Raw genomic sequence first — 13,678 nt, 5'->3', positions numbered from 1 at the left:
GAAACTTTTTCACCCCTTTGGATAGGATTTCCCTGTCCATTTGGGGTGGGGAAGTTTTTTTATTGGCTGTTTTCTTAAAGACTGTTGCTATTAGAAGCTGTTGATTTCCGCTCCAGGTGCTCGCTTTCCGCGGGGCGTGCGGTGAGCCTCCTCTGTGCAATGCACAGTTAGGAGTTTCACCTGTCCCGCTGATCCCGCAGGAGTCTCGCACCTTCTGCTCCAATCAACTTGTCAATGATGTCTTTAGAAAAGAGTCTATTAAAATAAATGGGTTCAAAAGATGAAGGAGGAATGAAAATGAAGGCCAGTTGGGTGGCTGAACAAAAAACGGTTGAATCTTCATTAGTCTCTGGCGCTGAACTATTTATTCAAGGACTGCAGAATGAAAACGTAGAGGTTGTTTTTGGGTATCCAGGAGGTGCGGTGCTTCCGATATATGATGCTCTTTACAAAGCAGAAATGAAGCATGTACTAACAAGGCACGAACAAGGTGCGATTCACGCGGCTCAAGGCTATGCGAGAGTGACCGGAAACCCAGGTGTTGTGCTTGCGACTTCAGGTCCAGGTGCTACCAACCTTGTAACCGGCATTGCTGATGCCATGATTGATTCCATCCCTCTTGTTATTTTTACCGGGCAAGTGGCTACAAAAGTAATTGGAACTGATGCTTTTCAAGAAGCGGATATTGTAGGGATTACGATGCCGATCACAAAGCACAATTATCAAGTGCAAAAGGCGGAGGATCTTCCTCGAATCATGAAAGAAGCTTTTCATATTGCGAACACTGGCAGAAAAGGACCAGTGTTAATCGATATACCAAAAGACATCGCAGTAAATAATGCGCCTTTAAAAGAGGTTTCAGACATCCATCTGCCCGGTTATCAGCCGACTTTGAAACCAAACATCCTCCAAGTAAAAAGGCTGAACGAAGCTTTGCAAATGGCAAAGATGCCTGTTCTCCTTACAGGAGCAGGTGTACTTGCTGCTAATGCCGAGGAAGAGCTTTTAGCCTTTGCGGAATATTATCAGATTCCTGTTGTTCAAACACTGCTAGGACTTGGAGGTTTCCCGGCAGATCATCCTTTATGCTACGGAATGGCAGGTATGCATGGCACATATGCAGCAAATATGGCGCTCTATGATTGCGATCTTTTAATAGGTGTTGGTGCTAGATTTGATGACCGGTTAACCGGAAATCTAGAGCATTTTGCTAAAAAAGCGGTCGTTGCGCATATTGATATTGATCCCGCGGAAATCGGGAAAAATGTAGCGACAGAGATACCTATTGTAGGGTGTGCCAAAGAAACCTTGTCGGCTTTAAACCAGACATGCGGTGAAAAAGGCAATTCGAATGAATGGGTGATACAGCTTTCAAAATACCGAAGCGAGCTTCCACTCACGTATAAATCCAATGAAAAAGAATTAAAACCGCAAAAATTAATGGAAATTTTACACGAAGTTACAAAAGGTGCTGCAATCGTTTCGACAGATGTTGGACAGCATCAAATGTGGGCAGCACAATATTATACGTTTTCAACTTCAAACAGATGGATTACATCTGGAGGGTTAGGAACGATGGGCTTTGGCTTTCCGGCAGCAATAGGAGCAAAAGTAGGAAGACCAGATCTTCCGGTAGTGGCTGTTGTAGGAGACGGAGGATTCCAGATGACCTTGCAGGAACTGGGTGTTCTGCAGGATTGGGAACTTCCGGTAATCGTAGTGATTGTTAACAACAAATCACTTGGTATGGTCCGTCAATGGCAGGAGATTTTTTACGAAAAAAGATACTCGCATTCTCTCCTTGATATTCAGCCTGATTTTGTAAAATTGGCAGCAGCATATGGGATTGAAGGCAGGCGTGCTGAAAACGAAGCTGAAGTAAGGGAGGCATTAGAGACTGCACTTTCTTCAAAAAAACCTTTCGTATTAGATTGCGCAGTATCGGCTGATGAAAATGTATATCCGATGATTGCTCCAGGAAAAGGACTTCATGAAATGATTGGAGTGAGAGGATGAGACGTATTATTTCTGCAACAGTGTTAAACGAAAGCGGTGTTCTGAATCGCTTAACCGGTTTGCTTACAAAAAGGCAATTTAACATTGAAAACATTACAGTTGGACATACGGAGGACCCTGCCGTTTCAAAAGTGACTTTGACAGTTTGGGTAGAGGATGACAGAAAAGCTGAACAGCTGGTTAAACAGCTTCATAAGCAGATCAATATTTTAAAAGTCCGTGACCTCACAAATATGGCTCTTGTTTCAAGAGAGCTGGCACTTATTAAAGTATTAACCACTCCGGATACACGAAGTGAAATAAAAATGCTGATTGAGCCATTCAGGGCTACAGTTCTCGACGTTTCATTAGAGAACGTAACGCTGGAAGTAACCGGCGACAGTGAAAAAGTAGATGCTCTGATAGAACTGCTTCGTCCTTATGGAATCAAAGAAATTTCAAGAACTGGCATTACAGCTATTCCAAGAGGAACACAAAAGAAAGTTTTGGAGCTTCACCCCTATTCTATTATGTAAAGGAGACTATTAAAAATGGCTAAAGTATATTACGAAAACGAACTATCAAATGATGTATTAAAAAATAAGAAGGTAGCAGTAGTTGGTTATGGTTCACAAGGTCATGCACACGCACTGAACTTAAAAGACAGCGGCTATGATGTTGTAGTTGGTGTCCGAGAAGGAAGATCTTTTGATGAAGCAGTTAAAGACGGATTTGAAGTATATCCCGTTCGCGAGGCTGCTCGTCTAGCCGACGTTGTTATGGTATTGCTTCCGGATGAAAGACAGCCTGAGGTATATAAAAATGAAATCCTGCCAGAGCTTTCTCCAGGAAATGCTCTTGTATTTGCACATGGATTCAATGTTCATTATCACCAAGTTGTGCCACCTGAAGATGTGGATGTGTTCTTGGTTGCCCCTAAAGGTCCGGGTCATCTAGTACGCAGGACTTTTGAAGCGGGTGAAGGTGTACCTGCATTGTTTGCGGTCTACCAAGATGCTACAGGTACTGCCAGAGAAATTGCTCTTTCTTACGCAAAAGGCATCGGTTCGGCTCGTGCTGGTGTACTGGAAACAAGCTTTCAGGAAGAAACCGAAACAGATTTATTTGGAGAACAGGCTGTCCTTTGCGGCGGATTATCTTCACTTGTTAAAGCTGGATTTGAAACACTTACTGAAGCAGGATATCAGCCAGAGGTTGCTTACTTCGAATGTCTGCATGAGTTAAAGCTCATCGTTGACCTTATGTATGAAGGCGGATTAGAAGGAATGAGACATTCTATCTCTGACACAGCTCAATGGGGAGATTTCCAGTCAGGTCCCCGTGTTATTGATGGCAGAGTAAAAGAATCGATGAAGGAAGTATTAAAAGATGTTCAATCTGGTGAGTTTGCAAAGAATTGGATCTTGGAGAATCAAGCGAATCGTCCTGTATTCCATGTAGTAAATTATCAGGAAAAAAATCACCCAATCGAAAAAGTAGGGAGGGAATTACGTGCGATGATGCCGTTTGTTAAAGCAAAACAAAAGAAGGAGGCTGTCGTCAGTGCGAACAATTGAAATCTTTGATACGACGTTGCGTGATGGAGAACAAACAGCAGGTGTTAATTTAAACACAGAAGAAAAAATAGAGATCGCAAAAAGGCTAGAAAGATTAGGTGTAGATGTTATGGAGGCTGGCTTTCCTGCAGCCTCTAAAGGAGATTTAGATGCAGTAAAAAAGGTGGCATCTATTATTAAAAATTCCTCTGTGACAGGTTTGGCAAGGTCGAATCAATCGGATATCGATCATGCATGGGAAGCACTGAAAGAGTCTGCAGAACCGAGGCTGCATGTATTTATCGCAACCTCCCCGATTCATATGACTTACAAATTGAAAAAAACACCTGATCAAGTAGTAGAAGCTGCAGTTGAAGCGGTTAAATATTCAAAGAAGAAATTCCCGGTTGTTCAATGGTCTGCAGAAGATGCGTGCAGGTCAGATCTTGTTTTCCTTGCACGAATTGTTGAAAAAGTTATCGATGCAGGGGCGAGCATTATCAATATCCCTGATACAGTGGGATTCACGAATCCGGAAGAATACGGGAAAATATTCCGCTATCTATTAAACAATGTACCGAACATACAAAAAGCTGTTTTATCTGCTCACTGTCATGATGATCTTGGAATGGCTGTGGCAAATTCACTTTCAGCTGTTGAGAACGGAGCAAATCAGATCGAATGCACGATCAATGGGATCGGAGAAAGAGCTGGAAATGCTTCTTTAGAGGAGATTGCAGTAGCGTTAGCCATCCGAGAAGACTTTTATCAGGCAAAAACCAACCTGGTGTTAAAGGAGATCAGCCGTACAAGTCAGCTAGTCAGCCGTCTAACAGGTATTGCGGTTCCGCCAAATAAAGCTGTTGTGGGCAAGAATGCTTTTGCTCATGAGTCGGGTATTCATCAAGATGGCGTGCTAAAAGAAAAATCGACCTATGAAATCATTACACCTGAGCTTGTCGGAGTACCTTCTAACCAGTTAGTGCTTGGCAAGCATTCCGGCCGTCATGCATTTAGAGATTATTTAGCCAAATTAGGCTTTCAGCCAGAAGAAAGCAAAATAAAAGTTTTGTTTGAAGATTTCAAATTACTTGCTGACCGGAAAAAAGAAATGACAGAAGAAGATATTTTCGCACTTTTAATTGATCATAGAATCCAGCCGGAAGTTCCGCTTTACCAATTAAAAGATTTACAGGTGAACTATGGAACTAACCAGATTCCTACTGCGACATTAAGACTCCTAACTCCTGATGGAAAGGTGATTCAGGATGCTGCAACAGGTTCTGGAAGCGTAGAAGCTATTTATAATACTCTCGGAAAAATGCTTCCATCATCATTGAAGCTGAAGGATTACCGTATTCAATCTGTTGGAGCCGGCAGGGATGCACTTGCTCAAGTGTTTGTGCAGATCGTCTGTGATGGTCATGAAATCAACGGAAGCGGAACAGCGCAGGATGTTCTTGAAGCTTCTGCTAAAGCTTATGTTCATGCATTTAATAAACTTCAGCTTCATTCAGATAAAACAAACTATGAAAGAATGAGCATTTAATTTAGGGAGGGATGTTAGATGAAAAAGAAGATAACAGTTTTGCCTGGAGACGGAATCGGTCCTGAAGTGATGAAGGGAGCTCTGCAAGTATTAGACGGTGTTGCTGCAAGATTCGGCCACGAATTTCAAACAACAGAAAAATTGTTTGGAGGTACGGCCATTGACCAAGATGGCAAACCTCTGCCTGACGATACTTTAGAAACTTGTAAAAATAGTGATGCTGTTCTGCTAGGAGCAGTTGGAGGACCTAAATGGGACGGTCAAACTGTGAGACCCGAACAAGGACTTTTGGCATTAAGAAAAGAATTGAATGTGTTTGCCAATTTAAGACCTGTTACAGTCTTTCCTGGTCTTGAAAATCTATCTCCCCTTAAATCAAACAGAGTTAAAGGTGCGGATTTTGTATTTGTAAGAGAATTAACGGGTGGAATCTACTTTTCAGAGCCGAAAACAAGAGACGAAAAACTTGCTGTTGATACGCTTTCTTATACGAGGGAAGAAATTACAAGAATTATTGAAAAAGCGTATGAATTGGCGAGAGTGAGAAGAAGAAAAGTTACTTCAGTTGATAAAGCGAATGTTCTGGAGACGAGTAAGCTGTGGAGAGAAATCGTTGAAGAAACAGCAAAGAAATACAGCGATGTTGAAACAGAGCATTTACTAGTTGACTATGCTGCAATGAGGATGATCAGCAGTCCTACAAGTTTTGATGTCGTTGTAACTGAAAACATGTTTGGTGACATTTTATCTGATGAAGCATCTGTTATTCCAGGATCTCTTGGCATGATGCCTTCTGCTTCTCTTAGTCAGAAGGGTCCCGGCCTGTATGAACCGATTCATGGTTCAGCACCAGATATTGCTGGAAGCGGGAAAGCGAATCCTATTGGGATGATTTTAAGTACAGCTATGATGCTGCGCCATTCGTTCAAGCTCGAAAAAGAAGCTGCTGCTGTTGAACTGGCAGTTTTTGAAACATTGCAAGCAGGTTACCGAACGCAAGATATTTATGATGGAACGGGCAATCTTGTTTCCACGAAAGAGATGGTTAATCAGATTCATTTCAGGATGATTGAAGATTCAACAAGTGCAACACTGCTTGAGGTGTATGTGTAAGAAGGGAGGACAGAGCCATTGGGTAAAACAATAATAGATAAATTATGGGATAGTCATGTTGTAGCAAAAGAAGTGAATAAACCCGACCTCTTATATATTGATCTGCATTTGCTTCATGAAGTCACTTCTCCACAGGCGTTTGCTGGTTTAAGAGAAAAGAACAGGAAGGTAAGAAGACCAGATCTATGTTTCGCCACTATGGATCATAATATCCCGACCGTAGACCGGTTCAATATTAAAGATGATACCTCTCGACTTCAAGTTCAGACGCTCGAAAAAAACTGTGAAGAATTCGAGATTAAACTGGAGGGACTTGATTCCCTTCAGCAAGGAATCGTTCATGTAATCGGTCCTGAACTGGGGCTGACTCTTCCAGGGAAAACGATCGTTTGCGGCGACAGCCATACCTCGACACATGGAGCATTTGGAGCACTTGCCTTTGGAATCGGCACGAGTGAAGTAGAACATGTTTTGGCTACGCAAACGCTCTGGCAGAACAAACCAAAACAGATGAACGTAAAGATTGAAGGAGAGCTGGGCTATGGAGTTACAGCAAAAGATGTAATTTTATGGTTTATCGCCAATTATGGTACAAATGCAGGAACAGGCTACATCATTGAATTTTCAGGGAGTACGGTTCGTGATTTTACGATGGAAGAAAGAATGACGCTTTGTAATATGTCAATTGAAGCAGGTGCAAAGGCCTCTGTTATTGCGCCGGACGAAAAAACGTTCAGCTATATTAAGGGGAAACCTTATGCCCCAAAAGAAAGTGAGTTTAACGCAAAATGCGAGGCTTGGAAAAAGCTTGTTTCAGATACTGATGCAGTATTTGATCATGTAATCGAAATTAATGCTTCTGACATTGAACCTATGATTACATGGGGAACTACTCCATCTATGTGCCTGCCGATAAGCGGGCAGATTCCCGCAGCAGAATCTTCTTTATCAATAGAAGAAAAGCAATCGATAGAGAGCGCGCTCTCTTATATGGGTTTTCATGGTCATGAAAGGTTAGAAGATGTAAAGGTACAGCATGTTTTTATCGGGTCATGCACGAACTCCAGATTAAGTGATTTAATAGATGCTTCAGCTGTGGTTGAAGGTGAAAAGGTTCATCCTGATGTGAGGGCTATCGTTGTACCGGGGTCACAATCGGTAAAACGGGAAGCAGAAAGTCTGGGGATTCATAAGATTTTCCTGAATGCAGGTTTTGAATGGCGGGACTCTGGCTGTTCCATGTGTTTAGGGATGAATGATGACATTGTTCCTGAAGGGGAAAGATGTGCATCTACTTCGAACCGGAACTTTGCCGGAAGACAAGGAAAAGGAGCAAGAACGCATCTCGTTAGTCCGATTATGGCCGCCGCAGCTGCAATTAACGGGAAATTTACGGATGTCCGAACAATGCTGCAAACAAAAAATCCGGAGGTGGACCGATATGTCGGGATTTAAAACACATACGGGAAAAGCCGCTTTCTTAAAAAGGGACCACGTGGATACCGATCAAATTATCCCGAAACAATTTTTGAAAAAAATCGATAAAGCGGGATATGGAGAATTTTTGTTCTTTGATTGGAGATATCATTCACAAGGACAAGAAAATCCGGATTTTGACCTTAATAAAGAAGAAACAAAAGGTTCTTCTATTTTAATTACAGGTAAGAACTTTGGATGCGGTTCATCTCGAGAACATGCCCCCTGGGCGCTAAAAGATTATGGTTTTCATATTATTATTGCAGAGAGTTTCGCAGATATTTTTTTTAATAACTGTGTAAAAAATGGCATTTTGCCAATAAGGCTTTCGGCAAATGAGATTCAGCAATTATATACCGATCGTTCCGCAGCTGTTATCCATCACTTAACCGTCAGTTTGGAGAACCAGCAAGTTGTGAATGAACGCGGTGACCGGTTTGATTTCGAATTCGATCCGTATTGGAAAAAGATGCTCTTAAATGGCTGGGACGAAATTTCAGTAACACTTCAATATGAAGATAAAATAAAAAAATATGAATCTGAAAGGATTGTGAATTGACATGGGGATTTAACAGTCACGAATGAAAAGTTATTTCATGCGATGGAGGAAGTCTCGAAAATTGCACACCGTACACCTTTAAAACAATCTGCTACTTTAAACAAGTGGACGGGCGGCAAGGTTTATATGAAGTTAGAAAACCTTCAAATAACAGGGTCGTTTAAATTAAGAGGTGCTTATTATAAAGTTTCTACTCTCAACGACTTTGAAGCTGCTCGAGGTGTAATTGCAGCTTCTGCAGGAAATCATGCGCAAGGCTTGGCTCTTTCATGTTCTAAGCGGGGCATTAAGTCAAAAATCTTTATGCCGGAAAATGCTCCTCTATCTAAAATAGAAGCTGTAAAGTCTTATGGAGCAGATATCGTATTGCACGGTGAAAACTATCAAGCTGCCTTTGAAGCTGCTAAAAGGGAAGAACAATTGAACGGATCCAAGTTTGTTCATGCATTTGACGATTATGACGTTATTGCAGGACAAAGTACAGTAGCGCTTGAAATGCTGCAGCAAAAGCCTGAATTGAAAACGATCATCGTCCCTGTTGGAGGAGGAGGTCTTCTTGCTGGCATCAGTCTAGCGGTTAAAAGGCTGAGACCTGACGTCCGAGTCATTGGGGTTCAATCTGCAAATGCGAGTGCCGTCTATCAAGCATTCACAGGTGCGAATCTAAAAACATTGTCTCGCTCTTCGATAGCAGATGGAATTGCGGTGAAAAAACCAGGAGAGCTTACAGTCCCCATGATTTCAAAATATGTAGATGAAATGGTTACCGTAACAGAAGAACAGATTGCATTTGCGATGATGTTCATGCTGGAGCGTGAAAAAGTAGTAGTTGAAGGAGCAGGAGCGGCGAGCCTTGCAGCTGTACTTTTTAACAATCAACTCGCTAAAGATCAAAAAGTAGGCGTGATTATTAGCGGCGGTAATGTCGATCCTCACAAATGGTCACAATACAAAGGAATGGCTGACAAACTTAACATGAAACTGATCAGCTGATATTAAGGAAACTCTTAAAGGAGAACTTGCTCCTTTAAGAGTTTTTTACTGTGAAAAGGTATAGTGAGTGTCTTTCTCATGCGGACCTTTATTTTCCAATAAAAGTAATTTTATGTGATGAACAGTGATTTATATATGATTAATAGAAATTTTTATGTGATTATTTGAGTTTTTTATGTGATGATTAACTCTTTTTATGTGGTTACTCTTTACTTGTCAGTTTCGATGTAATTCTCAAAAAGAATCATCCTTATAGGGGTTGAGTTAATGGGAATAGTCATCCCTTTCTTGAGTTCCGAAGTCGAAACTGATATTCTTTAGTCAAATCTATACGGAAGCGGAGAATTGTGATGACAAACGACAAGGAAAACAAAAACAATATCATTCGGTTTCCAAATTTAACAGGACGGCTTTTAGAAAAAGGTATGGATTCTTTGAAAAACAAGCACTATGATGAATCGCTGTCTTGTTTTGAACAGCTGCTGCATACGGATCCGATGCATTCACAAGGAAATCTCGGACTTGTCTTAAGTTTGGTCGAGTTAGGAAGATTGCAGGAAGCAAAAACACGCTGTGACAGGATGCTTAAAGAGGGAATTGGGGAGTATTATGATGTGCTTCAAATCTATTTAAGCATACTTGTTCAATTATCAGAGTACATAACGGTCGTATCAGTTATTGAAGCAGTTTTAGAAGAACAAAAAATCCCGGCTGATAAAGCAGAAACCTTCTATCAGCTCCTTCAATTCAGCAGGAAGGTCATCGAACAAGAAGGAGTTCCAGAAGTAAAGATAAATCCTGAAGAAACAGTGTCAAATGAAAATCCTAATTTAAGTGCTTTAAAGGATATGCTCCAAAGTGAAAGAGCGGACTCTCAATGGATGGCGGTTCAACAGCTAAAAAAACTAGGACCCGAATTAACGGTGCCTTTATTTGAATCTTTTCTGCTTGATGAATCGAAACACCCAGCTGTAAAAAGTTTAATTCTCCAATATTTAAAAGAAAATCAAATTAATAAAGTCGTCAAGCTTGAAAAGTATGGGCGGGTAGAGGATGTAGAAATCCAGGAATTAATGGATTGGAACGAACATCCCTTTTATAAGGAAGTAAAAGCTTTAATTCAAGATGAATTGGAACAAGAAAACCCGTCTTTACTTGATATAGCATTGGCTGTCTGGAAGGACTACACGTTAGCGATTTATCCATTCGTTCCTCAGCCGGAAAATAAACTTTTGTGGTTCGAAGCTTCTGTAATAGCTGCTTCTGTCTTATGCGGAATTGAAGAAGACATGGAAAATGAAGACTCTGAAATACATAAAGCAGTAAAGCTTCTGGTCGAACTGGAAAGATTTTATTTGCAGACTTGATGAGAAAGTGATGTAACTTGTTGAAATACAGTACGTCTATGCTATAATGGAATGGTTGTAATCTATATGATATTTATGGAAATACCGATGTTGGAGGGAATATATTAATGAGTGCTAAATGGGAAAAGTTAGAAGGTAATCAAGGTGTCTTAACTGTTGAAGTTGAGGCTTCTGAAGTAGATACAGCGCTAGACCAAGCGTTTAAAAAAGTGGTTAAAAAGGTAAACGTGCCAGGTTTCCGTAAAGGGAAAATGCCGCGCAGACTTTTTGAACAACGTTTTGGTGTAGAGTCTCTTTACCAAGATGCTTTAGACATTTTATTGCCAAAAGCTTATGGTGATGCAGTTGAAGAAACAGGAATCGAGCCTGTAGATCGTCCAGAAGTTGATATCGAAAAAATGGAGCAAGGAAGCAACCTTGTATTCACAGCTAAAGTAATCGTTAAGCCGGAAGTTAAACTTGGCGAGTACAAAGGTCTTGAAGTTGAAAAGACTGAAACTGAAGTAACTGATGAAGATGTTCAAAACGAACTTACTCGTTTACAAGAACAACAAGCTGAATTAGTTGTTAAAGAAGATGGCGCAATTGAAAATGGCGACACAGTAAACCTGGATTTCGAAGGATTTGTTGACGGAGAAGCTTTCGAAGGCGGAAAAGCTGAAAACTATTCATTAGAAATTGGATCTGGTTCATTCATTCCAGGCTTTGAAGAACAACTAGTTGGTGAAAAAGCTGGAGCGGAAAAAGATGTTAACGTTTCTTTCCCTGAAGAGTACCATGCTGAAGAATTAGCTGGTAAGCCTGCAGTTTTCAAAGTGAAAATTCATGACATCAAATCAAAACAGCTTCCGGAACTTAACGATGAGTTCGCAAAAGAAGCTGAAGGCGATGCTGAAACACTTGAAGACTTGAAAAAAGAACTTCGTACGAAGCTTGAAGAAAGCAAAAAACAAGAAGCCGAAAATCAAACACGTGAAACTGTGATTGAAAAAGCTTCTGAAAATGCTGAAATCGAAATTCCAGAAGCTATGGTTAACACTGAGCTAGACCGTATGGTTCAAGAGTTTGGTCAACGCCTTCAAATGCAAGGCATGAACCTTGACCTTTACTACCAGTTCTCTGGAACAAGTGAAGAAGCACTTCGTGAGCAAATGAAAGAAGACGCTCAGAAGCGTGTTCGTACAAACCTTGTACTAGAAGCAATTGTTGAAGCAGAAAACATTGAAGTTTCTGAAGAAGAAATCGATGCAGAGCTTAACAAGATGGCTGAAATGTACAAGATGGAAGTTGAACAAATTAAGCAAATGCTTGCTATGCAAGGTGGAAACGATGCAGTTGCTGCTGACTTAAAAGTCCGCAAAGCAATCGACTTCCTTGTTGAAAACAGCAAAACAGTTTAATTACAATAATATCAATGCAAGAAATGAAACAAGGCGCGATCCTTACTATCGTGCCTTGTTTTGCAATACATAACATTATTTAGGTATTTTCTACTGCTATTTGAAAAATAGGTTTTAAAACACGCAGGTTTGTTCATACTTATATAGAGCCATACCATACATATTTAATAAGGGTTTTTATTTCCGTTTTATTATGGAAGTGTGATACAATCCATTATAATCAACGGAATGCTTAAGCAGTAGAAATAAATACAGACCTGTACTATAGAATTTGCAAAAAAGGTCAAGCGTTTCATCCATATTATCGTTTTAGGGGTGATATCATTGTTTAAATTTAATGATGAAAAAGGGCAATTGAAGTGTTCTTTCTGTGGTAAAACACAAGATCAAGTTAGAAAACTGGTTGCTGGACCAGGTGTATATATTTGTGATGAATGTATCGAACTCTGTACTGAAATTGTAGAAGAAGAATTAGGTACAGAAGAGGATGTAGAACTAAAAGAAGTACCAAAACCAGTAGAAATCCGTAAAATTCTTGATGAGTATGTAATCGGTCAGGATCAGGCGAAGAAATCGCTTTCTGTAGCCGTTTACAACCATTATAAGAGAATTAATTCTTCTCAAAAATCCGATGAAGTTGAACTGGCAAAAAGTAATATCGCGATGATCGGACCGACAGGAAGCGGTAAAACGCTGCTTGCACAAACTTTAGCGCGAATTTTAAATGTGCCTTTTGCTATTGCTGATGCTACATCTTTAACAGAAGCTGGTTATGTAGGTGAGGACGTAGAAAACATCCTTCTTAAATTAATTCAGTCTGCTGATTATGATGTTGAAAAAGCAGAAAAAGGAATCATTTACATTGATGAGATCGATAAGATTGCACGTAAATCAGAAAACCCATCGATTACACGTGATGTTTCCGGTGAAGGTGTGCAGCAGGCTCTTCTTAAAATTCTAGAAGGCACGGTTGCGAGTGTCCCTCCGCAAGGCGGAAGAAAACACCCACATCAAGAATTCATCCAAATCGATACTACGAATATTCTATTCATCTGTGGCGGAGCATTCGATGGAATCGAGCAAATTATTAAACGCCGTTTAGGTAAAAAAGTTATTGGGTTCAGTTCAGATTCAAAACAAGCGGATTTAAAAGCAGGTGAATACTTATCTAAAGTACTTCCTGAAGATTTACTTCGTTTTGGGTTAATTCCAGAGTTTATCGGCCGTTTGCCAGTAATCTCTAACTTAAATCCATTGGATGAGGATGCGCTGATCGAAATCCTGACAAAACCTAAAAACGCTTTGGTAAAACAATATCAAAAACTTTTAGATATCGATGGAGTAGAGCTTGAGTTTACAGATGAAGCACTTCGTGAAATCTCAGCACAAGCCATTGAACGCAAAACAGGTGCGCGCGGACTCCGTTCGATTATTGAAGGTGTAATGCTTGATGTAATGTTTGAGCTTCCTTCTCGTGAAGATGTTGTAAAATGTATAGTTACAAAAGAAACAATTTCTGACAAAGTACCACCAACTTTAGAACTTGAAGATGGTACTGTTATCGAACAATCAAAAGAAACTCCTAAAGAGAGTGCTTAATAGAGGCTGGCTCATGGCTGTTATCATTAAAGGCTGATTGAGTCAGTCTTTTTTTGCCTTATTTTATGCTA

The 13,678-nt window shown here is 40.4% G+C and carries 11 protein-coding genes; all 11 read left to right on the top strand.

The genetic code is table 11. From position 1 onward, the window contains the following. Positions 1–297: 297 nt before the first annotated feature. Positions 298–2,016, top strand: a complete 1,719-nt coding sequence (gene ilvB, locus ACFQ4X_RS10810; RefSeq protein ID WP_379835051.1) for an acetolactate synthase large subunit — start codon at positions 298–300, stop codon at positions 2,014–2,016. Next, positions 2,013–2,531 (top strand): acetolactate synthase small subunit, encoded by a 519-nt coding sequence (gene ilvN, locus ACFQ4X_RS10805; protein WP_066291458.1) that lies wholly within the window; start codon positions 2,013–2,015, stop codon positions 2,529–2,531. The genes ilvB and ilvN overlap by 4 nt, the downstream gene beginning before the upstream one ends. Before the next feature lie 15 nt (positions 2,532–2,546). Beyond that, positions 2,547–3,572, top strand: coding sequence for a ketol-acid reductoisomerase (gene ilvC / locus ACFQ4X_RS10800; protein ID WP_379835049.1), 1,026 nt, complete (start codon positions 2,547–2,549; stop codon positions 3,570–3,572). Continuing rightward, entirely contained in the window at positions 3,559–5,100 is a 1,542-nt protein-coding gene (locus ACFQ4X_RS10795) for a 2-isopropylmalate synthase (protein ID WP_379835047.1), read from the top strand. Before ilvC ends, ACFQ4X_RS10795 begins: the two co-directional genes overlap by 14 nt. A gap of 18 nt (positions 5,101–5,118) precedes the next feature. Then, entirely contained in the window at positions 5,119–6,213 is a 1,095-nt protein-coding gene (leuB, locus tag ACFQ4X_RS10790) for a 3-isopropylmalate dehydrogenase (RefSeq protein ID WP_379835045.1), read from the top strand. An 18-nt stretch (positions 6,214–6,231) separates the two neighbouring features. Next, positions 6,232–7,668 (top strand): 3-isopropylmalate dehydratase large subunit, encoded by a 1,437-nt coding sequence (leuC, locus tag ACFQ4X_RS10785; protein WP_379835044.1) that lies wholly within the window; start codon positions 6,232–6,234, stop codon positions 7,666–7,668. Continuing rightward, positions 7,655–8,248 carry a 3-isopropylmalate dehydratase small subunit gene (gene leuD / locus ACFQ4X_RS10780; protein WP_379835042.1) on the top strand — a complete coding sequence of 198 codons (594 nt, stop codon included), beginning with the start codon at positions 7,655–7,657 and terminating at the stop codon, positions 8,246–8,248. The genes leuC and leuD overlap by 14 nt, the downstream gene beginning before the upstream one ends. Positions 8,249–8,290: 42 nt before the next feature. Next, positions 8,291–9,241, top strand: a complete 951-nt coding sequence (gene ilvA / locus ACFQ4X_RS10775; protein WP_379835040.1) for a threonine ammonia-lyase — start codon at positions 8,291–8,293, stop codon at positions 9,239–9,241. A 350-nt stretch (positions 9,242–9,591) separates the two neighbouring features. Next, positions 9,592–10,608 carry a hypothetical protein gene (locus ACFQ4X_RS10770; RefSeq protein ID WP_379835039.1) on the top strand — a complete coding sequence of 339 codons (1,017 nt, stop codon included), beginning with the start codon at positions 9,592–9,594 and terminating at the stop codon, positions 10,606–10,608. 107 nt (positions 10,609–10,715) lie between these two features. Next, the gene (gene tig / locus ACFQ4X_RS10765; protein ID WP_379835037.1) at positions 10,716–12,008 is read left to right on the top strand and encodes a trigger factor; all 1,293 of its coding nucleotides are present in this window, start codon (positions 10,716–10,718) and stop codon (positions 12,006–12,008) included. Between the two features lie 324 nt (positions 12,009–12,332). Next, entirely contained in the window at positions 12,333–13,607 is a 1,275-nt protein-coding gene (gene clpX / locus ACFQ4X_RS10760; protein ID WP_066291429.1) for an ATP-dependent protease ATP-binding subunit ClpX, read from the top strand. The last annotated feature ends 71 nt before the right edge of the window (positions 13,608–13,678 follow it).

The organism is Fictibacillus halophilus, assembly GCF_042680145.1.
Lineage (GTDB): Bacteria > Bacillota > Bacilli > Bacillales > Fictibacillaceae > Fictibacillus > Fictibacillus halophilus_A.
Note: the sequence above shows the minus strand (reverse complement) of the source record. Positions and strands in the feature narration are given on the sequence as shown.

Coding starts and splice junctions, on each gene's coding strand:
- ilvN (WP_066291458.1), top strand. CDS start 2,013: ATGAGACGTATTATTTCTGCAACAGTGTTAAACGAAAGCGGTGTTCTG.
- ilvA (WP_379835040.1), top strand. CDS start 8,291: ATGGAGGAAGTCTCGAAAATTGCACACCGTACACCTTTAAAACAATCT.
- ilvB (WP_379835051.1), top strand. CDS start 298: ATGAAGGCCAGTTGGGTGGCTGAACAAAAAACGGTTGAATCTTCATTA.
- tig (WP_379835037.1), top strand. CDS start 10,716: ATGAGTGCTAAATGGGAAAAGTTAGAAGGTAATCAAGGTGTCTTAACT.
- ilvC (WP_379835049.1), top strand. CDS start 2,547: ATGGCTAAAGTATATTACGAAAACGAACTATCAAATGATGTATTAAAA.
- leuD (WP_379835042.1), top strand. CDS start 7,655: ATGTCGGGATTTAAAACACATACGGGAAAAGCCGCTTTCTTAAAAAGG.
- leuB (WP_379835045.1), top strand. CDS start 5,119: ATGAAAAAGAAGATAACAGTTTTGCCTGGAGACGGAATCGGTCCTGAA.
- ACFQ4X_RS10770 (WP_379835039.1), top strand. CDS start 9,592: ATGACAAACGACAAGGAAAACAAAAACAATATCATTCGGTTTCCAAAT.